This window comes from Stenotrophomonas sp. VV52 (assembly GCF_002893095.1).
Classification (GTDB): domain Bacteria; phylum Pseudomonadota; class Gammaproteobacteria; order Xanthomonadales; family Xanthomonadaceae; genus Stenotrophomonas; species Stenotrophomonas aracearum.
In genome coordinates, this window is sequence record NZ_PKQQ01000003.1 from 376,946 (window position 1) to 398,075 (window position 21,130).

Annotated in this window: 22 protein-coding genes and 4 tRNA genes; 9 read left to right on the forward strand and 17 right to left on the reverse strand. The window is 67.7% G+C overall.

The features are described from left to right. Positions 1 to 6 precede the first annotated feature (6 nt). The 6 genes from C2U58_RS10285 to C2U58_RS10310 all read left to right on the forward strand — a co-directional run bounded on the left by C2U58_RS10285 (position 7) and on the right by C2U58_RS10310 (position 2,510). Entirely contained in the window at positions 7 to 486 is a 480-nt protein-coding gene (locus C2U58_RS10285) for a hypothetical protein (RefSeq protein WP_172448127.1), read from the forward strand. Positions 487 to 514: 28 nt separating this feature from the next. Then, complete coding sequence (gene thiD / locus C2U58_RS10290) at positions 515 to 1,324, forward strand: bifunctional hydroxymethylpyrimidine kinase/phosphomethylpyrimidine kinase (protein WP_102945766.1); 810 nt, start codon at positions 515 to 517, stop codon at positions 1,322 to 1,324. Continuing rightward, positions 1,321 to 2,160 (forward strand): alpha/beta fold hydrolase, encoded by an 840-nt coding sequence (locus C2U58_RS10295; RefSeq protein ID WP_102945767.1) that lies wholly within the window; start codon positions 1,321 to 1,323, stop codon positions 2,158 to 2,160. Before thiD ends, C2U58_RS10295 begins: the two co-directional genes overlap by 4 nt. 61 nt (positions 2,161 to 2,221) lie before the next feature. Further along, a tRNA-Arg gene (locus C2U58_RS10300) sits at positions 2,222 to 2,298 on the forward strand. A gap of 32 nt (positions 2,299 to 2,330) precedes the next feature. Then, positions 2,331 to 2,407, forward strand: a tRNA-Arg gene (locus tag C2U58_RS10305). A gap of 26 nt (positions 2,408 to 2,433) precedes the next feature. Beyond that, positions 2,434 to 2,510 (forward strand) — tRNA-Arg (locus C2U58_RS10310). Between the two features lie 72 nt (positions 2,511 to 2,582). Here C2U58_RS10310 and C2U58_RS10315 read toward each other — a convergent pair. Both C2U58_RS10315 and C2U58_RS10320 read right to left on the reverse strand, forming a co-directional pair. Beyond that, positions 2,583 to 3,725, reverse strand: a complete 1,143-nt coding sequence (locus C2U58_RS10315) for an alpha/beta fold hydrolase (RefSeq protein WP_102945768.1) — start codon at positions 3,723 to 3,725, stop codon at positions 2,583 to 2,585. Positions 3,726 to 3,824: 99 nt separating this feature from the next. Further along, positions 3,825 to 4,754, reverse strand: coding sequence for a LysR family transcriptional regulator (locus tag C2U58_RS10320; protein WP_102945769.1), 930 nt, complete (start codon positions 4,752 to 4,754; stop codon positions 3,825 to 3,827). Positions 4,755 to 4,897: 143 nt separating this feature from the next. Between C2U58_RS10320 and C2U58_RS10325 the strand changes: the two genes are divergently transcribed. Further along, positions 4,898 to 5,599: a pirin family protein gene (locus tag C2U58_RS10325; RefSeq protein WP_070207288.1), complete on the forward strand. Its 702-nt coding sequence runs from the start codon at positions 4,898 to 4,900 to the stop codon at positions 5,597 to 5,599. Positions 5,600 to 5,660: 61 nt separating this feature from the next. Here C2U58_RS10325 and C2U58_RS10330 read toward each other — a convergent pair. The 15 genes from C2U58_RS10330 to rlmE all read right to left on the reverse strand — a co-directional run bounded on the left by C2U58_RS10330 (position 5,661) and on the right by rlmE (position 20,318). After that, positions 5,661 to 5,753 (reverse strand) — tRNA-Ser (locus tag C2U58_RS10330). A gap of 78 nt (positions 5,754 to 5,831) precedes the next feature. Then, on the reverse strand, positions 5,832 to 6,035 hold the full coding sequence (gene csrA, locus C2U58_RS10335; protein WP_019183311.1) for a carbon storage regulator CsrA: 204 nt from the start codon (positions 6,033 to 6,035) through the stop codon (positions 5,832 to 5,834). Between the two features lie 141 nt (positions 6,036 to 6,176). Continuing rightward, complete coding sequence (gene alaS / locus C2U58_RS10340; RefSeq protein ID WP_102945770.1) at positions 6,177 to 8,825, reverse strand: alanine--tRNA ligase; 2,649 nt, start codon at positions 8,823 to 8,825, stop codon at positions 6,177 to 6,179. A gap of 132 nt (positions 8,826 to 8,957) precedes the next feature. Continuing rightward, positions 8,958 to 9,452 (reverse strand): recombination regulator RecX, encoded by a 495-nt coding sequence (gene recX / locus C2U58_RS10345; RefSeq protein WP_102945771.1) that lies wholly within the window; start codon positions 9,450 to 9,452, stop codon positions 8,958 to 8,960. Positions 9,453 to 9,524: 72 nt separating this feature from the next. After that, positions 9,525 to 10,565 (reverse strand): recombinase RecA, encoded by a 1,041-nt coding sequence (gene recA, locus C2U58_RS10350; RefSeq protein ID WP_102945772.1) that lies wholly within the window; start codon positions 10,563 to 10,565, stop codon positions 9,525 to 9,527. A gap of 202 nt (positions 10,566 to 10,767) precedes the next feature. Further along, positions 10,768 to 11,418, reverse strand: coding sequence for a transcriptional repressor LexA (gene lexA, locus C2U58_RS10355; RefSeq protein WP_102945773.1), 651 nt, complete (start codon positions 11,416 to 11,418; stop codon positions 10,768 to 10,770). 149 nt (positions 11,419 to 11,567) lie between these two features. Then, the gene (gene ubiB, locus C2U58_RS10360; RefSeq protein ID WP_102945774.1) at positions 11,568 to 13,247 is read right to left on the reverse strand and encodes a 2-polyprenylphenol 6-hydroxylase; all 1,680 of its coding nucleotides are present in this window, start codon (positions 13,245 to 13,247) and stop codon (positions 11,568 to 11,570) included. Between the two features lie 36 nt (positions 13,248 to 13,283). Beyond that, positions 13,284 to 13,784, reverse strand: a complete 501-nt coding sequence (locus tag C2U58_RS10365) for a CinA family protein (protein WP_102945775.1) — start codon at positions 13,782 to 13,784, stop codon at positions 13,284 to 13,286. After that, positions 13,778 to 15,088: a ribosome rescue GTPase HflX gene (hflX, locus tag C2U58_RS10370; RefSeq protein WP_102945776.1), complete on the reverse strand. Its 1,311-nt coding sequence runs from the start codon at positions 15,086 to 15,088 to the stop codon at positions 13,778 to 13,780. Before hflX ends, C2U58_RS10365 begins: the two co-directional genes overlap by 7 nt. Before the next feature lie 23 nt (positions 15,089 to 15,111). After that, the gene (gene hfq, locus C2U58_RS10375; RefSeq protein ID WP_068850887.1) at positions 15,112 to 15,396 is read right to left on the reverse strand and encodes an RNA chaperone Hfq; all 285 of its coding nucleotides are present in this window, start codon (positions 15,394 to 15,396) and stop codon (positions 15,112 to 15,114) included. Between the two features lie 102 nt (positions 15,397 to 15,498). After that, entirely contained in the window at positions 15,499 to 16,452 is a 954-nt protein-coding gene (gene miaA, locus C2U58_RS10380) for a tRNA (adenosine(37)-N6)-dimethylallyltransferase MiaA (protein ID WP_102945777.1), read from the reverse strand. Next, a complete protein-coding gene (gene folP, locus C2U58_RS10385) occupies positions 16,452 to 17,351 on the reverse strand; it encodes a dihydropteroate synthase (protein WP_102945778.1) in 900 nt (299 codons plus the stop codon). The genes miaA and folP overlap by 1 nt, the downstream gene beginning before the upstream one ends. A gap of 50 nt (positions 17,352 to 17,401) precedes the next feature. Then, complete coding sequence (locus C2U58_RS10390; RefSeq protein WP_070207278.1) at positions 17,402 to 17,581, reverse strand: hypothetical protein; 180 nt, start codon at positions 17,579 to 17,581, stop codon at positions 17,402 to 17,404. 110 nt (positions 17,582 to 17,691) lie between these two features. Then, positions 17,692 to 19,632 carry an ATP-dependent zinc metalloprotease FtsH gene (gene ftsH, locus C2U58_RS10395; RefSeq protein ID WP_172448122.1) on the reverse strand — a complete coding sequence of 647 codons (1,941 nt, stop codon included), beginning with the start codon at positions 19,630 to 19,632 and terminating at the stop codon, positions 17,692 to 17,694. A gap of 53 nt (positions 19,633 to 19,685) precedes the next feature. Then, entirely contained in the window at positions 19,686 to 20,318 is a 633-nt protein-coding gene (gene rlmE / locus C2U58_RS10400; RefSeq protein ID WP_102945780.1) for a 23S rRNA (uridine(2552)-2'-O)-methyltransferase RlmE, read from the reverse strand. A gap of 65 nt (positions 20,319 to 20,383) precedes the next feature. Here rlmE and yhbY point away from each other — a divergent pair, with 65 nt between their 5' ends. Beyond that, positions 20,384 to 20,689: a ribosome assembly RNA-binding protein YhbY gene (gene yhbY / locus C2U58_RS10405; RefSeq protein ID WP_102945781.1), complete on the forward strand. Its 306-nt coding sequence runs from the start codon at positions 20,384 to 20,386 to the stop codon at positions 20,687 to 20,689. Positions 20,690 to 20,696: 7 nt separating this feature from the next. Next, positions 20,697 to 21,092, forward strand: a complete 396-nt coding sequence (locus tag C2U58_RS10410) for an Mth938-like domain-containing protein (protein ID WP_102945782.1) — start codon at positions 20,697 to 20,699, stop codon at positions 21,090 to 21,092. The last annotated feature ends 38 nt before the right edge of the window (positions 21,093 to 21,130 follow it).

Genomic DNA, 21,130 nt, shown 5'->3' on the forward strand with positions numbered 1-21,130 from the left:
GCAGTCGTGCCACTGGCGCTCGCCGCGCTGGCGGCGGCGTGCACGCCTGCCAATACGCGCCCCGGCGCGACCGTGCCGACCGCGGTCAAGACCGGCCAGTCCTGGGTGGTGACCCGCCCGGTGATCGTTGCGCAGGTGCTCGACACCTGCTCGCGTCCCAGCCCGGGCCAGACCCCGGGCCGGGTCACCGGCTACTGGGCGCCGAGCCGCCAGCAGGTCGAGCAGCTGGAAGCCCAGCTGCCGACACTGGCCGCGCAGATTCCCGGGGTCACCGACTTCAACCGCCAGTACGTCGGCATCGAAATGGAAGGACGCAGGGTGATCTACCTCAACGCCTTCCGCCTGCCCGACCACAGCGATGTGGATCCCTCGCGCGAGGCGATCCGCGTCTGCGATGGCGGGCGGATGTTCTGGGGCGCGGTGTTCGATCCGGCCACGAACGCATTTTCGGAAATCCAGTTCAATGGTCCGCCCACGGACCGTTGATCGCGGAACCGCGTGGCACAATCGGGGCATGAGCCCTTCGACTCCCGTTTCCGCCCTCACCATCGCCGGCTCCGATTCCGGCGGTGGTGCCGGGATCCAGGCCGACCTGAAGGCCTTCGCCGCGCACCGCGTGCATGGCCTGTCGGCGATTGCCGCACTCACTGCACAGAACACCCGCGGGGTCACTGCAGTGCACGTGCCGCCGCTGGACTTCCTGCAGGCGCAGATCGACGCATGCTTTGCCGACTTCGACATCCATGCGGTCAAGCTGGGCATGTTGGCCAATGCCGGGGTGATCGAGCTGGTCGCTGATGCCCTGCAGCGCCATCGCCCCACCCACGTGATCGTGGATCCGGTGATGGTCGCCACCAGCGGCGCGAAGCTGCTCGAGGACAGCGCGCTGCAGGCACTGCGCACGCGGCTGTTGCCGCTGGCCACGCTGCTGACCCCGAACATCCCCGAAGCCGAGCTGCTGCTGGGCCACCCGATTGAAACCGCCGACGAGGCCGAGGATGCCGCTGCGGCGCTGCTCGACCTTGGCGCGGGTGCGGTGCTGCTCAAGGGCGGCCACCTGGCCGAGGGCGCGCGCGTGATCGACCGCTACTTCGACGGCGTCACCCGCGAGGAGTTCATCCACGCACGCCTGCCGGTGGACGCGCACGGCACCGGCTGCACGCTGGCCTCGGCCATTGCGGCCCAGCTGTGCTGCGGGCTCTCGCTGCCCAACGCCTGCGAAGCCGGCATCGATTACGTCGCGCGCGCACTGCAGGGCGGCTACACGCCCGGCCGCAGCGCGGTGCTGGTGCTCGACCACTTCGGCGCGGGTCGGCCGGCGTGACCCGTTCCGTGCGAGTTCCGGTCGAGACCACCGACGGCCACCACTTCGAGCTGATCGCGCGGATCCCGGCGCAGCCGCGCGCACAGCTGCTGTGGCTGCCGGCACTGGGCGTGTCGGCGCGCAACTACGAGTCGTTTGCCGATGCGCTGGCAGCACGCGGCATCGCCGTGTTCCTGCACGAATGGCGTGGCAACGGCAGCAGCAGCCTGCGCCCCTCGCGCGAGCGCGACTGGGGCTACCGCGAGATCCTCGAACAGGACCTGCCGGCCAGCCTGGCGGCGATCCGGTTGCACGGCAACGCGCCGCTGATCATCGGCGGGCACAGCTTGGGCGGCCAGCTGGCCTGCGTGTTCGCCGGGCAGCACCCGGACCTGTTCGCCCGGTTCTGGTTGGTCGCGACCGGCACGCCGTACTGGCGCACCTTCCCCGCCCCGCGCGGCTGGCTGCTGCCGCTGGTGTACCGCTTCCTGCCGTGGCTGGCGCAGCGCCAGGGCGTGCTGCACGGGCGCCGGCTGGGCTTTGGCGGCACCGAGGCGCGCGGACTGATCGCCGACTGGGCGCGCGTCGGGCGGTGCAACCACTACGCGGGCGTGGGCATCAGCGCCGACCTGGAAGCCGGCATGCGCCGCCTGCACGGCCAGGCCAGCGCGGTGGTGCTGGCAGACGACTGGTTCGCCCCCGCCAGCTCCATGCAGGGCCTGCTGGCCAAGCTGCCGCAGGTCGCCGCGACACTGTCGGTACTGCCCGCCGATACGCTTGGCGCGCGGGCCGATCACTTCGCATGGATGAAGTCGCCGGATGCCGTGGTGAAAGCGCTTTTTCATTCATTTGAATGAAGTCCTTCACAAAAACGTTGACGGATGCGGCGTCGATCCGCATAATTCCGCTCCTGTTGACGCGCCCGTAGCTCAGTTGGATAGAGTACCTGGCTACGAACCAGGCGGTCGGGAGTTCGAATCTCTCCGGGCGCACCATCAACAGGGTTGTAGAAAAACGTGATGTAAATGCGCCCGTAGCTCAGTTGGATAGAGTACCTGGCTACGAACCAGGCGGTCGGGAGTTCGAATCTCTCCGGGCGCACCATTACATCGCGACAGATCAATGCAAATGCGCCCGTAGCTCAGTTGGATAGAGTACCTGGCTACGAACCAGGCGGTCGGGAGTTCGAATCTCTCCGGGCGCACCATTGCAGCGATGAGAAAAAAGGCAGCCATGGGCTGCCTTTTTTGTTGGGTCCGCAGCCACGCAGGGCGTGGCTCTACCCTGCGCGCTTGGACATTGCATCTGCCATTGCCAGCCTGTCCGCTTCTGCCGGCAGTCCCGGTGCCGGGCATTTGCCGCCCGCGTGATCGTCGTGTGCGAGCCAGTCGTCCACCACCCCGCCCAGCAGGTCCAGCCGCAGCGGCAGCGTGATGTGGTCTTCGCCACGCAGTTCGATGTACTGCACGCGATCGCTGGCCGCCGCGATCAAACGGCCCTGCCCCACAGGCACATGCGCATCGTCCTGGCCGTGCAGCAGCAGCACGCACGCGCGTGAGTCCGCTACCGCGCGGGTGACATCCACGCGGTCCAGGTCCAGGTCCAGGCGCTGGCTGGCCGCCGCGATCACCTTGTCGATGTCCTGCCCGCCGTACAGCCAGCGCCCATAGGCGGCCAGGGCCTGCGCCTTCCATGCGGTGGGCTGCAGCGACATCAGGTGCGGGATCATGCTGCGGATCGCATCGCCGGCATTGGCGAACGACTCCATCGCGACCACGCCGGTGACCCGGTCGCCGAGCTTGTCGGCGGTGAACAGCGCGGTGGCCGCGCCGTAGGAGACGCCGAACAGGTACAGCGGTCCGACCACCTCACCCCCCGCCTGCAGCGCGTCGATCACGTCGATCACATCGTCGGACTCGAACGTGCCGTAGCCGGACGGGCCGGCGCCGGAGTGGCCGTGGTTGCGCAGGTCGATGGTGACCACCCGGTAGCCGGACTGGGCCAGCTGCAATGACCACGGCAGCATCGAATCGCCGTTCATCATCCAGCCGTGCAGCAGCACCACGGTGCCGCGCGGCGCCTGCGCCTGGAACGGCGTGGGCAGCGCCAGCTGCAGGCCGGTATCCAGCGGTTCGCCGTTGTCGTGATGCTGCGCCAGGTAGTGGTACTGCAGGCCGTAGCGGCCCGGGTCGAACGCACGCCAGAACAGCGGCACGCCGGCGCGGCCGGTCACGAAACCATGACGGTTGGGCACCGCCTCCACCGCCTCGGCGATGCGGGCAGTGTCCAACAGCGTGGAGACGCCGCCCGGCGCAACCAGCCGGTCACTGAGCGAGGTGGAGGCAGACGAAGTTGAAAGGGACGAGCAGGCCGCCAGCCAGAGGCCGGCGCCCGCCAGCAACAGCAGCAGGAGGCGTTTCATGGGAATCAGGTGCACGACGTGGAGCCCGGCAGGTTACCGAGGCGCCCGCGGCCCCTCTACCGCAACCAGATGACCGAACCGTGACACGCCGGCAATCGTTCAGGATGCCAGCCAGCCCTGCATCTGCCCCCACCACGCCTCCATATGCCCGGGCTGCTGCAGGCGCTCGCGCCACCAGCGCAGGGCCGCGCCCTCCTCGCCGGTGCGCCAGGCCAGCCAGAAGGTCTCGTCCGGCTTGGGCTCCTCGACCTGCCGCACCACCAGCCGCCCCTGTGCCACCGCCGCCTGCACGTAGGGCTCGGGCAGGAAACCGAAGCCCAGGCCGGCGCACTGCAGCCGGTACTTGCTGAGCATGTCCGGCACGGTCACGGTGTCCTGGCCCATCAGCAGGCCCACCGTGCGGGGCAGCAGCCGCCGCGCCGAGTCGGCCACCGCGATCGCGCAATGGGCGGCCAGCTGCTCCCGGCCCAGCGGCTCGGTCACGGCGGCCAGCGGGTGCCCCGGCGCCACCGCGAACACGAAGCGGACCACGCCCAGCGGCTCCACCACGTAGCCGCCGCCACTGGGGCCCTCGCCCGCCGCGCCCACCAGCAGGTCGGCACGCCGGTCCAGCAGCGCCTCCCAGGTGCCCGACAGCGCCTCGCTGATCATCCGCACCCGGGTCTGCTCGGCCACCGCGCTGAAGTCGGCGATGTCCCCGGCCAGCAGGGCCGGCTGGAACATCGAGTCGATGCCCAGGGTCAGCTCGGCCTCCCAGCCGGAGGCGACGCGGCGCACCCGCATCTCCAGCTCACGGGCCGCGCGCAGCAGGTGCCGCCCGTCCTCGAGCAGGGCCACGCCGGCCTCGGTCAGCTCCGCGCGCGGGCCGATCCGGTCGAACAGCTGCACCCCCAGGTCCTGCTCCAGCTTGGAGACCGTGTAGGAAATGGTCGAGGGCACCTTGTGCAGTTCCTTGCCGGCCGAGGCGAACGAGCCGCGGCGGTCGATGGCATCCAGGATCTGCAGCGCGTCGAGGCTGAGCTTGAGCATTCGAAATTTTCGATGATGGCTGCCAAAACTATCCGTTTTTCAAAGCGGAGGCGCAAGCGGATACTGGGCCCCAACAGGAAAGGTGGCGGCCCAAACCACCCCGGACCACCATCGAAACCATCGAACACCCGAGGAGAACCACCATGCTGCAGATCCGCAAGAGCGCTACCCGTGGCCAGGCCAACCATGGCTGGCTGAACTCCCAGCACACCTTCTCCTTCGCCAACTACTACGACCCGCGCTACACCAGCTTCGGCCCGCTGCGGGTGATCAACGAGGACAAGGTGATCGGCGGCCAGGGCTTTGGCACCCACAGCCACAGCAACATGGAGATCGTCTCCTACGTTCTTGGCGGTGCGCTGGAGCACAAGGACTCGATGGGCACCGGCTCGGTGCTGCGCTACGGCGACGTGCAGCGCATGAGCGCCGGCAGCGGGGTCAGCCACAGCGAATTCAACCACTCGGCCGACGAGACCGTGCACTTCCTGCAGATCTGGCTGTTCCCGGATACCGAGAACATCACCCCGAGCTACCAGGAAACCCACTTCGCCCCGGAGGCCAAGCGCGGCCAGCTGCGCCTGATCGCCTCGAAGGACGGCCGCGACGGCTCGCTGCTGATCCACCAGGACGCCAACATCTACGCGACGATCCTGGACGGCGACGAGCGCGCGCACCTTGCCCTCGGCGCGAAGCGTGGCGCCTATGTACAGGTGGCCCGTGGCCAGCTGCAGGTCAATGGCATCACCCTGGATACCGGCGACGCGCTGCAGATCACCGACGAGTCGCAGGTGGTGCTGGAGAACGCCAATGATGCCGAAGTACTGGTGTTCGACCTGCCGCTGTAATCGCGGCAAGCGGTAAAAGAAAAAGGCCTTCGTACTCGCGTACGAAGGCCTTTTCTACTACTGGCGGAGCGGGAGGGATTCGAACCCTCGATACAGTTTTTGGCCGTATACTCCCTTAGCAGGGGAGCCCCTTCAGCCACTCGGGCACCGCTCCAGATCTGGTCCTGCCGCTGCGTGTTTCTTCTCAGCGGGGGCGCGAAGAATAACGTTTTTCACACCCCAACGTAAAGCCTTAATCGGAAGAATTTTCACTTCCCGATGCATTCGGCTCGTCGCCGCGCTGGATGCGCTGGTAAATCTCTTCGCGGTGCACGGCCACGTCCTTCGGAGCGGTGATACCGATACGCACCTGGTTGCCCTTGACGCCGAGCACGGTCACGCTGACCGAGTCACCGATCATCAGGGTTTCGCCAACACGGCGAGTCAGGATCAACATTTTTGCAAGTCTCCAGGGAACCGGTGGATTTTCCCCACCGGCTCGGCGCGCCCTTGGGGTACGCCACACGACAAAGGGAAAGGATTAGCCATAGTACCGTCAGGCCTCCCGAGCCATCAAGGAGCAGGAGGCTTCAGGCGTTCAGATACGCGGGGTGACCCAGTCCACGACAGCCGCCAGTGCAGAAGCAAGGGCGGGCCCGTCCTCACCACCACCCTGGGCGAGGTCCGGGCGGCCGCCGCCCTTGCCTCCGATCTGACCGGCGATGTGGGACAACAGTTCCCCGGCCTTGACCTTGCCGGTTGCGCTGCCGTTCACGCCCGCCACCAGGGCGGCCTTGCCGTCCTGGGTACCGGCCAGCACGATCACCGTATCGCCCAGCTGCTGCTTGAGGCGGTCGATCGCTTCACGCAGTGCCTTGGCGTCGAAACCTTCCAGACGCGCGGCCAGAATCTTGACGCCTTTGACCTCAACTGCGCTGGAACCGAGATCCGAGGTCGCGCCAGCAGCCTGCTTGGCCTTGAGCGACTCCAGTTCGCGGTCCAGTTTCTTCTGGCGTTCGGCCAGCTGGCGGATCTTGTCGACCACCTCACCGACGTTGCCGCCGAGCAGCGCGGCGGCTTCGGCCAGCTGCGCTTCTTCGTGCGCCACGTAATCCAAGGCGCCCTGCCCGGTCACCGCTTCAATGCGGCGCACGCCCGAGGACACACCGCCTTCGGAGGTGATCTTGAACAGGCCGATGTCGCCGGTGCGCGACACGTGGGTACCGCCGCACAGTTCGGTGGAGTAGTCGCCCATCTTCAGCACGCGCACGTTTTCGCCGTACTTCTCGCCGAACAGGGCCATCGCGCCGAAATCGAGCGCTTCCTGCATGGCCATGGTGTGGACTTCGGCGGCGTTGTTGGCGCGCACCTGTTCGTTGACCTTGCGCTCGATCACCGCCAGTTCGTCGGCGCTGATCGGCTGGAAATGCGAGAAGTCGAAGCGCAGGCGGTCCGGCGCGACCAGCGAACCCTTCTGCTGCACATGCGTGCCGAGCACTTCGCGCAGGGCGGCGTGCAGCAGGTGGGTGGCCGAGTGATTGAGGATGGTGGCGCCGCGGCGCTGGCCATCGACCTGGCCGCTGAGCACGTCGCCCACCTTCAGGCTGCCCTGGGCCAGGGTGCCGACATGGCCATGGAACTGGCCGGCGAACTTCTGCGTGTCGGTGATCTGCAGCTGCGCACCGTTGCCGAGCAGCTGGCCGGTGTCGCCGACCTGACCGCCGGATTCGGCGTAGAACGGGGTCTTGTCGGTAAGCACGATCAGCTCGTCACCGGCCTGCGCGCTGTCGACCGGGCGGCCGTCCTTGAGCAGGGCGACCACGGTCAGGCCGTCGGCCTGCAGGCGGTCATAGCCGAGGAACACGGTCGGCGTCAGGGTCGCGACCAGCTCGGCCGACAGGGTCACGCCGCCGCCGAACTTGCCGCCCTTGCGGCCGTCGTCGCGCTGCTTTTCCATCGCGGCATTGAAGCCGTCGATGTCGACGGTCAGGTCGCGCTCGCGCGCGATGTCCTGGGTCAGGTCGAGCGGGAAGCCGTAGGTGTCGTACAGACGGAAGGCATCCACGCCCGGGATGACGCCATTGGTCACCTGCGCCGCCACGTCGTCGAAGATCTTCATGCCCGAGTCGAGGGTCTGCGCAAAGCGCTCTTCTTCGGCCTGCAGCGCAGGCACCACGGTGTCGGCCTGGGCCGGCAGTTCCGCGTAGGCTTCGCCCATCTGCTCGACCAGGGTCGGCACCAGCTTGCTGAAGAACGGCTGGCGCACGCCCAGCATCCAGCCATGGCGCAGCGCGCGACGGATGATCCGGCGCAGCACGTAGCCACGGCCTTCGTTGGACGGCAGCACGCCGTCGACGATCAGGAACGAACAGGCGCGGATGTGATCGGCGATCACGCGCAGCGACTTGTTCTCCAGGTCGGCCATGCCGGTCAGTTCACTGGCCTTGCGGATCAGCGCCTGGAACAGGTCGATTTCATAGTTGGTGTGCACGTGCTGCAGGATCGCGGCCAGGCGCTCCAGGCCCATGCCGGTGTCCACGCACGGCGCCGGCAGCGGCACCAGGCTGCCGTCGGGCTGGCGGTCGAACTGCATGAACACCAGGTTCCAGATCTCGATATAGCGGTCGCCGTCTTCGTCCGGCGAGCCCGGGGGCCCACCGGCGATGTGGGCACCGTGGTCGTAGAAGATCTCGGTGCACGGGCCGCACGGACCGGTGTCGGCCATCTGCCAGAAGTTGTCCGACGCGAACGGCGCACCCTTGTTGTCGCCGATGCGCACGATGCGCTCTTCCGGAATGCCGACCATGTCGCGCCACAGCGCGTAGGCCTCATCGTCGGTCTGGTAGACGGTGACCAGCAGGCGGTCGGCCGGCAGCTTCCAGACCTGGGTCAGCAGCTCCCAGGCCCAGGCGATGGCGTCCTTCTTGAAATAGTCGCCGAACGACCAGTTGCCCAGCATTTCAAAGAAGGTGTGGTGGCGCGCGGTGTAGCCGACCTGGTCCAGGTCGTTGTGCTTGCCGCCGGCGCGCAGGCAGCGCTGCACGTCGGCCGCGCGCACGTAGCTGCGCTTCTCGGCGCCAAGGAACACGTCCTTGAACTGCACCATGCCGGAGTTGGTGAACAGCAGGGTCGGGTCGTTGCCCGGCACCAGCGGCGCCGACGGCACGATGGTGTGGCCCTTGCCCTTGAAGAACTCAAGGAAGTCGCTGCGGATCTGGGAGGTGGTGAATTTGGCGGATTCGGTCATGGGGGGCTGGCTGTCTGCGGGCCGGTCGGCCCCTGGCACGCGGCCCCTATGGCCGGGTGTCACCTACAGGACCGCCGAAACCACCAAGGGTAACAGGCCCGGGGCATGGGGACACGCGGCGCGTGCCCGGCCTTAATCTTCGGGATCGAATCGGGTGGCCCGGCGGATGCTGTCGCCGTCGAACCCCCGGCGGGCCAGCAGATCGGCCGCCTTGCGGCGCTGCGCCAGCTCCTGCGGGCCGGCCTCGCCGAAGCGACGGCGGACCAGGTCGCGGGCGTTGTCGGTCCAGTCGCCCTCGAAGGTGTCCATGGCCGCGGCGATCTGCTCGCTGTCCAGGCCGTGGGTGCCGAGTTCGGCACGGATGTGAAGCGGTCCGTAGCCGGTGTTGGCGCGCATGCGGACCAGGTTCTCGGCAAAGCGGGTGTCGTCCTGCCAGCCGGCTTCGGTCAGCTTCTCCACCGCTGCGGTGGCGGCCTCGGTCTCGATGCCGCGCGCGGTGAGCTTGCGGGTCAGTTCCTTGCGCGAGTGCTCCCGGCGGACCAGCAGCCCCAGCGCCCGTTGGACGGGAGTCTGTTCACGTACGCGGCGCTTCCTGCGGCCGGGTTCCGGGGCATCGGAGTCGAACATGGCAACCTCTGCTACTGAAACTGCGGGACAGGGCGAGCGTCACTGACGGCGCCGCCCTGCCCCGCAGGAAACTCACTCTTCGTCGTCGCCTTCGTCGTCGCCGGCCTCACGGGCGGCTTCGGCCGGCTGGAACTTCTCGCGCAGCTCCGCTTCCAGGCGCTGGGCCACCTGCGGGTTGTCGCGCAGGTAACCGCGGGCGTTGTCCTTGCCCTGGCCGATGCGCTCTTCGCCGTAGCTGTACCAGGCGCCGGCCTTCTCGACCAGCTTGGCTTCCACGCCCATGTCGATCAGTTCGCCTTCGCGGCTGATGCCTTCGCCGTACAGGATCTCGGTGATGACCTGCTTGAACGGGGGCGCCAGCTTGTTCTTGACGACCTTGATCTTGGTCTGGTTGCCGATGATCTCGTCGCCCTTCTTGATCGCGCCGATGCGGCGGATGTCGAGCCGGACCGAGGCGTAGAACTTCAGCGCGTTGCCGCCGGTGGTCACTTCCGGGCTCTGGCCCGGCATCATCACGCCGATCTTCATGCGCAGCTGGTTGATGAACACCACCAGGGTGTTGGAGCGCTTGATGTTGCCGGTCAGCTTGCGCAGCGCCTGGCTCATCAGGCGGGCCTGCAGGCCCGGCAGCTGGTCGCCCATTTCGCCTTCGATTTCGGCCTTGGGGGTCAGCGCGGCGACCGAGTCGACCACCACGATGTCCACCGAGCCCGAACGGACCAGCATGTCGGCGATTTCCAGCGCCTGCTCGCCGGTGTCCGGCTGGGACAGCAGCAGGTCATCCACGTTCACGCCCAGCTTGGCGGCGTAGATCGGGTCCAGGGCGTGCTCGGCGTCGATGAAGGCCGCGGTGCCGCCCTTCTTCTGGCATTCGGCAATGGCCTGCAGGGTCAGGGTGGTCTTGCCCGAGGATTCCGGACCGTAGATTTCCACGACACGGCCCTTGGGCAGGCCGCCGATGCCGAGCGCGATGTCGAGCATCAGCGAGCCGGTCGGGATCGCCTCGACGGCTTCGATGACGCGGTCGCCCATGCGCATGACCGAGCCTTTGCCGAACTGCTTTTCGATCTGGCTCAGGGCGGCGGTGAGGGCGCGCTTCTTGTTCTCGTCCATCGGATTGGTCCTTGCAGAGGTCATGTCGTTGGAGGTGTTGTCTTTGGAGGTCTTCTTGGCCACGGGGTCACTTTAAAGTTGGCGTATCGCACAGGCTGAGATTCTGCCCGGCATTCGGAAAAAAATTATCGGACATCCGTACCAACCTCAGCAGAACCAGAGAATCGCCACAAAAGACCGTGCATTTCGCGCGTTGAAGGCATCAGCGGTTCGGGCGCAGCAGCCCGCAGTAGAGCCCTTCAATGGCGAAGTCCTGGTCGGGCAGGACTTCGATGGGCTGGTAGTCCGGGTTGCGCGGCAGCAGCCGGATCCGGTCCTTGCCCATCTTGAGCAGCTTGACGGTGATCTCGTCATCGATGCGGGCCACCACGATCTGGCCCGAGCGGGCGTCGCGGGTGCGATGGACGCCGATCAGGTCGCCGTCGAAGATGCCTTCGTCGATCATCGAGTCGCCCTGGACCTTGAGCAGGTAGTCCGGCGCGGGCGAGAAGAACACCCGGTCCAGCACCACGAAGTCGTCCGAGCCGATGTCCGCGCCGATCGGCAGGCCGGCCGCGACCCGGCCCAGCACCGGCAGGCGCAGCACGTGGTCGGGCAGCGCCGGCACCGCCAGCGCGCCCGGCAGGCCGTCCTGCAGCGGCGGCGCCTGGACCAGCCGGATGCCCCGCGCCTGGCCGGGAATGCGACGGATCGCCCCGGCCTGTTCCAGCGCTTCCAGGTGGTACTGCGCGGCCCGGACGCCCTTGAAGCCGAACGCACGGGCGATTTCCGTCTGCGACGGCGGCGCGCCGTCGGTCTCGATACGCTCGGCGATCAACTGCAGGATCGCCTGCTGGGTGTCGGTAAGGTCCATGGTTAGTAGTAATACTACTAACGCGTCGTTTCTACAAGTGCCGACACAAAAAAGCGAAGGCATGCGTCCGTATCCATGCCCCACCTTGGCCGCCGACCCTCCGACGTTTGGACGAACCGAAGCCACCCGTCAGAGGTTCATGCCCCCCATTACGGTCCCCGCCCGCTCCGCCAGATCGAAAACAGGATCCACACCCCGCACAGCCCCGCCCCCACGAACCCCGCCACGCCGAGCGCCAGCAGCCAGCGACTGGAAAGCCCGCCCACGCTGTGCATCACGATCGACGAGCCAATGATCAGCGCCGCAGTCACGATCCCGACCACCAGCCGGTTCGCCGCCCGGTTCACCTGCTCCCCAAACCCCTGCAGCGCGGTGGTCTCCACCTTCAACTGCAGGCGCCCGCGGCGCGCCATCTGCACCAGCTGGCGCACGTCGCGCGGCAGGTCGCCGGCCAGGTCGAGCAGGCCGGCCACGCTGCGCTTGCCGCGCTTGAGCAGCGCGGACGGGGCGAAGCGCTGCCACATCACCCGTTCCAGGAACGGGCGCGCGGCGGTGGCCATGTCGAACTGCGGGTCGAGCTGGCGGCCCATGCCCTCCAGGGTCAGGAAGGTCTTGATCATCAAGGCGAGGTCGGCCGGCAGGGTCAGCGCGTACTGGCGCAGGATCTGGGTGATGTTGCCCAGCATCAGGCCCATGTGCAGGTCCTTCAGCGGCACCCCGCGATACTGGTCGACGAAGGCGCTGATGTCCTGCTGCAGGCGCGATTCGTCCACGTCGCCGCCACCGGACCAGTCCAGCAGCACGTCGGTGACCGCCTCCGGCTCCTGCCCGACCAGCCCGTGCAGCAGCTGCGCGACCTGGAAGCGGCGCTGTTCGGAGATCGCACCGACCATGCCGAAGTCGATCACGCCGATGCGGCCGTCACGCAGGTAGATGATGTTGCCCGGGTGCGGGTCGGCGTGGAAACAGCCGTCCTCCAGCACCATCTTCAGCACGATGCGGGCCCCGGTGCGTGCAAGCCGGACACGGTCGAGACCGGCGGCATCGACGCCGGCCAGGTCGCGCCCGGGGATGCCGTCGACGAAGTCCTGCACGTTGAGGCTCTCGCAGGTCCACTGCCAATGCACCTTGGGGATCAGGATGTCGTTGCGGCCGGCGAAGTTGCGCGCGATGCGCTCGGCATTGCGGCATTCGGCGGCGAAATCCAGCTCGCGCCGCAGCGAGACCTGGAACTGCTGCACCACTTCGGCCGGGCGGTAGCGCTGCAGGTCGGGCAGCCGCGCTTCGACGATGTCCGCCAGCCGTGCCAGCAGGCGCAGGTCGGCTTCGATCACCTCACGGATGCCGGGGCGGCGGATCTTCAGCACCACCGCGCTGCCGTCGTGCAGGGTGGCGCGGTGGGCCTGGGCGAGCGACGCGGCCGCCATCGGGGTTTCGTCCAGCCAGGCGAAGACCTCATGCGCCGGCGCGCCAAGGTCGTGTTCCAGCTGCTCGCGGACCTGCGCATACGGCAAGGCCGGGACCGCGTTCTGCAGCTCGGAGAACTCGGCGATCCAGTCCGGCGGGAACAGGTCGACGCGGGTGGCCAGGACCTGGCCGAGTTTGACGAAGGTCGGGCCGAGGTCTTCCATCGCCCGGCGCACGCGGACCGGGGCGGTCATGCGCAGGATCTGCTGGGTGTCGTTCCAGTGCAGCAGCCGGCCGGCGCGTTCGAGCACGTCAGCCAGGCCGATCCGGCGCACCAGGTCGCCGAAGCCGTAGCGGATCAGGACCGAGGCGATTTCCTGCAGGCGCCCCAGGTCACGGACGGTTCCCAGCGTTTCCCACATCGGTGCACCCTCGTTCGACAACCCGGGTGAAGGATGTCACACCGCCGGGAAAATTCCCGTCAGTGCCTGCAGGACGGTCTGGCGGCGGATCGCGTCGCGGTCGCCGTCGAACTGGAACAGCTGCGCGCGGGCATAGCCACCGCGCTGCTTCCAGCCGATCCAGACGCTGCCAACCGGCTTGTCCGGGCTGCCGCCGCCGGGGCCGGCAATGCCGGTCACGGCGACGGCCATGCCGGCGCCGGAATTGACCAGCGCGCCGGAAACCATTTCAAGCACGGTCTCGCGGCTGACCGCGCCGAATTGTTCGAGGGTCTGCGCACGCACGCCGAGCAGTCGCTGCTTGGCCTCGTAGCTGTAGACCACCATGCCGCAGTCGAAGAACGCCGAGGAGCCGGCGATGTCGGTCATCGCCTTGGCGATCCAGCCGCCACTGCAGCTTTCAGCGGTGACCAGTTGGAGCGAGGCCTGCTGCAGGCGCTGACCGACCTCGCGCGCGAGGTCGGAAAGCTGCGCGTCGGTGGGAACCGAAGTCACCATTCAGGCACCTTTTCCGGCAACATCGCACGGATCGGCGCACCGTCATCGCCTGCGGCCAGCTTCTCGGCTTCGGCGATCGGAATCTCGACCTGCAGCAGCCAGCCGTCCTCGTCGGCGGTTTCGCCACGCACCACTTCCAGCTGGTGCAGGCGCGAGCGCAGGCGGCCGGCCGACGGCGGCAGGCGCAGGTCGCCGCTGACGTGCTGCAGGCCCAGGCGCTTGCCCAGCACCGACAGCAGCAGGTCCAGGCCGAGGCCATCGCGCGCCGAGATCCAGACGCGTTCGCGGCGCGCGGTATCGGGAATGCCGTCCTGGCCGTCGTGGCGGACTTCGCTGCCCTCGATCCGGTCGATCTTGTTGAACACCAGCATCTGCGGCAGTTCGCCCGCGCCGACTTCGTTCAGCACTTCATCGACCTGGGCGATGCGCTCCTCGCGATGCGGATCGGCGGCGTCGACCAGGTGCAGCAGGAAGTCGGCCTCGCGCGCTTCGCTCAGGGTCGCGCGGAACGCGGCCACCAGCTCGTGCGGCAGGTCGCGGACGAACCCGACGGTATCGGCCAGCACCACGTTGCCGCCCGGCACCGCGATGCGACGCACGGTCGGGTCCAGGGTGGCGAACAGCTTGTCGGCCGCATACGCCTCGGCGCCGGTCAGCGCGTTGAACAGGGTCGACTTGCCGGCATTGGTGTACCCCACCAGCGCCACGCGAGGCAGTTCGCTGCGCACGCGGGCGCGGCGCATCTGGGTGCGCTGCACTTCGACCTTTTCCAGTCGCTTCTGCAGCCGTTCGACCCGCTTCTGCAGCAGGCGGCGGTCGGTTTCCAGCTGGGTTTCACCCGGCCCGCGCAGGCCGATGGAACCGCCGCGCTGGCGCTCCAGGTGGGTCCAGCCGCGGATCAGCCGCGTGGACATGTGGCGCAGCTGCGCCAGTTCCACCTGCAGCTTGCCTTCGTGGCTGTGCGCACGCTGGGCGAAGATGTCCAGGATCAGGCCGGTGCGGTCGATCACCCGGCGCTCCAGGAACTTCTCCAGGTTGCGCTCCTGCGACGGCGACAGGGCATGGTTGACCAGCACCAGGTCGGCGCCGGTGGCCTCGGCGGCCGCCTTGATCTCGTCCAGCTTGCCGGTGCCGATCAGGATCGACGCGTTGGGACGGTCGATCCGCGCGGTCAGGGTGGCCGCGATGCTGGCCCCGGCCGAACGGGCCAGGTCGGTGAATTCCTCCAGCACGTCTTCTTCCAGCCGGCCGGAGTGCGGCTGGATCAGGAGCGCGTGTTCGCCTCGCTTGGAACGGTCAAACACGCGCGTCTCCGCAGTGACTTACTTCATTCAACGTCGTCTTCTTCCTGGGCGCCGTCAGCGCCACCTTCATTGGACTGCACATAGCCGCCACCGGGACCGACCCGGACATTGCGTGCCGGCACCACGGTCGAAATGGCGTGCTTGTACACCATCTGGCTGACCGTATTGCGCAGCAGGACAACGAACTGGTCGAACGATTCGATCGTTCCCTGCAACTTGATGCCATTCACCAGATACACCGACACCGGCACGCGTTCGCGCCGAAGTGCATTCAGAAACGGATCCTGCAGCGATTGCCCCTTGGACATTGCACACTCCTCATTATTGTTTTTATGGTCTTCCGGCAACTGCCACGGCCCCCGCCACCGGAATCTCCGATGGTACACGGGCTCGGGACCGGACGCTGTGGCTCAGCGGCCCACAAAGGCCGAAACGGCGTCCGTCAGGGAAGCCTGATCCATATGGGGGTCGAACCAGCGCGCATCAAGCTCGCCGCGCAGCCAGGTGAGCTGGCGCTTGGCCAGCTGCCGGGTGGCGTAAATGCCCCGGTCGCGGAGTTCGGCGGCACTGCCCTGCCCGTCCAGGAACTCCCAGGCCTGGCGGTAGCCGACCGCGCGCACCGCCGGCAGGTCCAGCGGCGCGGCCACCGCCGCCATCGCCGGCAGCGCGCGCAGGGCGCGCACTTCGTCCAGGAAGCCCTGTTCGAGCATGCGGTCGAAGCGGGTTTCAATCCGCTGGTGCAGCACGCTGCGTTCGCGCGGGGCCAGCACCAGCTTCAGGCAGCGCACCGGCAGCCGGTCCACGCCGGGCGCCTTCTGCCAATCGGTGATGGCGCGACCGGTCAGGCGGTACACCTCCAGCGCCCGCTGGATGCGCTGCGGGTCGGTGGCGTGGATGCGCGCGCCGGCGGCCGGGTCGACCGCCGCCAGCTGCGCGTGCAGCGCCGGCCAGCCCAGTACGGCAGCCTCGGCGGAGATCGCCGCACGGATCGCCGGGTCGGCCGGGGGCATCGGCGACAGCCCCTGCAGCAGCGCGCGGAAATACAGCCCGGTGCCGCCGGCCAGGATCGGCATGCGCCCCCGCGCGACGATGTCAGCCACCGCACGCGCGGCGTCGGCGGCGAACTCGGCCGCTGAATAGGTCTGCCAGGGATCGCGCAGGTCGAGCAGGTGGTGCGGGGCCTGCGCGCGTTCGGCGGCGTCGGGCTTGGCCGAGCCGATATCCAGCCCGCGGTAGACCAGCGCCGAATCGACGCTGACGATCTCGCCGCCCAGTTGCCGGGCCAGGGCGATGGCGGTGGCGGTCTTGCCCGACGCGGTCGGGCCCATCACCGCGATCGCCAGCGGGCGCTGGTCGGCGCCCATCAGTCCTCGTCCGGCCAGCGCGGCATGGCCGGGGCAGCGTCCACGCGCGGCATCGGCACCGCGTCGACCGCCGCCCACACCTTGAGCGCGTCGACGGTGGCGGCCACGTCATGTACGCGCAGGATGCGCGCGCCGCGCTGGGCGGCGATCAGATGCGCGGCCACCGAACCGGCCACGCGTTCGCGCGGGACGTCGCGCCCGGTCAGCTCGCCGATGCTGCGCTTGCGCGACAGTCCGGCCAGCATCGGGAGGCCCAGCTCGAGGAAGCGTTCCGACCGCGCCAGCAGGATCATGTTGTGGTCGGTTGTCTTGCCGAAACCGAAGCCCAGGTCGATCACCAGGTTCTTCTTGGCGATGCCGGCCATTTCGGCCGAGAAGATGCGGTCGGCCAGGAAGCGGTGCACCTCGGCGACCACGTCGTCGTAGTGCGGGGTGTCCTGCATGCTGCCGGGCTCGCCCTGCATGTGCATCAGCACTACCGGCACGCCGAGTTCGGCCGCGGCCGCGGGCGCACCGTCCTGGCGCAGCGCGTGGATGTCGTTGATCATCCCGGCACCGGCAGCCACCGCCGCGCGCATGACCTCGGGCTTGAAGGTGTCGATGCTGATCGGCACTGTGACCTGCCGCGCGAGCTGCTCGATCACCGGAACGACGCGGCGCAGCTCTTCCTCCAGCGGGACCGGTGCGCTGCCCGGGCGGGTCGACTCGCCGCCGATGTCGAGCAGGTCGGCGCCTTCGGCGACCAGCTGCAGGCCGTGCGCGACCGCCGCCTCCACCGTGTCGTGCGCGCCGCCGTCAGAGAAGGAATCCGGGGTGACGTTGACGATGCCCATCACGCGCGGGCGGTCCAGCCGCAGCACGCGGCCGCCGCAGTCAAGCTGGGGAGAAGTGTCGAACATGGGCCATCCAGGAAGTGCGCAGGCACGTAGTTTACGCACGCTGCGCGGCGTCAACGCCGGCGCTTGCGGTCCAGGTACAGGGTCTTGCCCACGCTCAACACAATACCGAGCACGATGCCGGCGACGCCGCCGAGGAAGTAGTTGCCGCTGATCAGGCCGACGGCGGCGCCGACCACCGTGGCGATCACGATTTCGGTGGTGTGGGAGACCGGGGGCGGTGGGGTGGACATCTCGAACTCCGGAACAACGCGCAGGCAGGAGCCCCATTGTCGCCCGGAACGACACCCCGGAAACGACGAAGGCCGGGTTGCCCCGGCCTTCGCGCGTCATCGGTTCATCGTCAGATCTGCTCTGCAGGACCGGCGATCGGCGGCAGCGGACGGGCGTCGCCGCCCTTGTCGTTGTTGCTGCCACCGTCCTTGTTGGACTTGCCCCAGCCGGCCGGCGGCGGCGGATCGCGGCCTTCCATGATGGCGTCGATCTGCGGCGCGTCGATGGTTTCGTACTGCAGCAGCAGCTGCGACATCGCGTGCAGCTTGTCCAGGTTGGCGCTCATCAGCTCGGTGGTGCGCGCATAGGCCTTGTCCAGGATGCTGCGCACGACTTCGTCGATGCGGCGCGCGGTATCGTCGGACACGCTCTTGTGCTGGGTCACCGAACGGCCCAGGAACACCTCGTCGTCCTCTTCGCCATAGGCGATCGGGCCGAGCTCGTCGGACAGGCCCCACTTGGTGACCATGTTGCGGGCCATCTTGGTGGCGCGCTCGATGTCGTTGGAGGCACCGGTGGTGACCTTGTCGGCGCCGAAGATCAGCTCTTCGGCGACGCGTCCGCCGTACAGCGAGCACAGCTGCGATTCGATCGCCACGCGGTTCATCGAGTACTTGTCGCCTTCCGGCAGGTACATGGTCACGCCCAGCGCGCGACCGCGCGGGATGATGGTGACCTTGTAGACCGGGTCATGCTCGGGCACCAGGCGGCCGACGATGGCGTGGCCGGCTTCGTGGTAGGCGGTGAGCGTCTTCTCTTCCTCGCTCATGGCCATTGAACGGCGTTCGGCACCCATCAGGATCTTGTCGCGGGCACGGTCGAAGTGCTCCATGCGCACTTCCTTTTCGTTGCCGCGCGCGGCGAACAGCGCCGCTTCGTTGCACAGGTTGGCCAGGTCGGCGCCGGAGAAGCCGGGGGTACCACGGGCAATGACCATCGGCTCGACGTCGTCGGCCAGCGGCAGCTTGCGCATGTGCACCTTGAGGATCTGTTCGCGGCCCTTGACGTCGGCCAGCCCGACCACGACCTGGCGGTCGAAGCGGCCCGGGCGCAGCAGCGCCGGGTCCAGCACGTCCGGACGGTTGGTCGCGGCGATGACGATCACGCCCTCGCCTCCCTCGAAGCCGTCCATCTCGACCAGCAGCTGGTTCAGGGTCTGCTCGCGCTCGTCATGACCGCCGCCCAGGCCGGCGCCACGGTGGCGGCCGACAGCGTCGATTTCGTCGATGAAGATGATGCACGGGGCCTGCTTCTTGGCCTGCTCGAACATGTCGCGGACGCGGCTGGCGCCGACGCCGACGAACATTTCCACGAAGTCCGAACCGGAGATCGAGAAGAACGGCACCTTGGCCTCGCCGGCGATGGCGCGGGCCAGCAGGGTCTTGCCGGTACCCGGCGGGCCGACCATCAGCACGCCGCGCGGGATCTTGCCGCCCAGCTTGGTGAACTTGGTGGGATCGCGCAGGAAGTCGACCAGTTCGCCGACTTCTTCCTTGGCTTCGTCGCAACCGGCGACGTCGGCGAAGGTGACCTTGATCTGGTCCTCGCCCTGCAGCTTGGCGCGCGACTTGCCGAAGGACATCGCGCCCTTGGCCCCGCCGCCACCGCCCTGCATCTGGCGCATGATGAACAGCCAGAAGCCGATGATCAGGATCACCGGAAGGAAATTCATCAGGATCGCGCCCAGCGAGATGCCGCTGGAGGGCTCTTCCTGGACGATTTCCACGTTCTTGCCACGCAGCACGTTGATCAGGTCGCGATCCAGCGGTGCGTTGATGGTGGCCGACTGGCCGCCACGGGTGGTGTAGGTCAGCTGGTTGGTGCCGCTGCGCAGGTCGCCGCTGAAGGTGACCTTCTGCACGTTGCCGCTGTCCACCTGGTCCAGGAACTGCGAATAGGTCGAGCCCTGGGCGCCGGCGCCGGAGGTCTTCGGCGAGAAGCTCTGGAACACCACCATGAGCACCACGGCGACGACCACCCACAGCAGGAGGTTCTTGGTCAAGTCGTTCATCCTCATTGGCTCCGGTGTTCCTCTAATGCCTGACGCTATTGGTATGGTTGAGCTTACTTGATCTGGGCGCGTTTGCCCTGCCCCAGGGCGTACACCTCGGGCGAGCGCTTACGGGAGGCTTCAGGCTTGCGGATCACGACCTTGTCGAACCGGCGCCGCATCTCGCGCACGTAGTCGTCAAAGCCCACGCCCTGGAACAGCTTGATCAGGAACGCGCCACCCGGCTTGAGATGGTTGTCGGAAAACTCCATCGCCAGCTCGGCCAGGTGCATCATCCGCGGCTGGTCGACCGCGTCCACTCCACTCTTATTGGGGGCCATATCCGAGAGCACAAGGTCTACCGGGGTGTCCCCGAGCATGGCTTCAAACTGCGATAGGACGGCCTGCTCCCTGAAGTCGCCGTGAAGGAACTCGACTCCGGCCAGCGGCGGCATCTCCAGGATGTCCAGCGCGAGTACCCGACCGGTGGCGCCGATCTGGCGCCGCACCTGCTGCGACCAGCCGCCCGGGGCGGCGCCCAGGTCGACCACCACCATGTGCGGCTTCAGCAGCCGGTCGCGCTCGAGCAGCTCCTCCAGCTTGTAGGCCGCGCGCGAGCGCATGCCTTCGGCCTGGGCCTTCTTCACGAAGGGATCGGCGAAGTGCTCTTTCAACCAGCGTTGACTGCTTTTGCTGCGGGAAGCCATTGGAAATAGGGCCGGACGGGGTGGTCATGATACCCTGATCGCCCCAGTTAACCGCTTGTTCCTGAATGTCTACCCAGCTCACCTCCTCCCAGACCCGCTTCCTCCGCGGCCAGGCCCATGACCTGAAAGCCCTGCTGCAGATCGGGGGCAAGGGGATCACGCCGGCCTTCCTGGCCGAGCTGAACGAGGTGCTGGAACGCCATGAACTGGTCAAGGTCAAGGTCGGCGCGGAAGACCGCGATACCCGTGACGCGATGATCGCCGAGCTGGTCCAGGCCACCGAAAGCGCGCTGGTGCAGCGCATCGGCCATACCGCCGTGCTGTACCGCCCGAGCAAGGAACAGCGCCAGATCGTGCTGCCGCGCGGCTGAGCCCGGCATGCAACTGCACCACGAAATCCCGGATTATGCCTACGCGTTCCGCGCTGTCGGCAGCAGTTCGGTGGTCATCGAGGACCGCGAGCAGGTCCGCACCCGCGAGCTGGGCCAGAGCTTCATCCTGACCCCGCATACGCTGGTGGAAACCTGGCCGGTGGCGGCCAGTGCCAATGCGCTGGTCCCGGAGGACCTGGCGCCGGTGCTGGCGCTTGAGCCGGAGCTGGTGATCCTTGGAACCGGGGCGACCCAGCAGTTCCCGTCCGCGGCGGTGCTGGGCGCGTGCCTGACCCGTGGCATCGGCCTGGAAGTGATGACCAATGCGGCCGCTGCCCGCACCTTCAACCTGCTGGCCAGCGAAGGCCGGAAAGTGGCCGCGGCGATCCTGCTGGCCGGCTGAAAATAGGTGATTTCGTTCAGAAAAGGCTGCCGATGGCA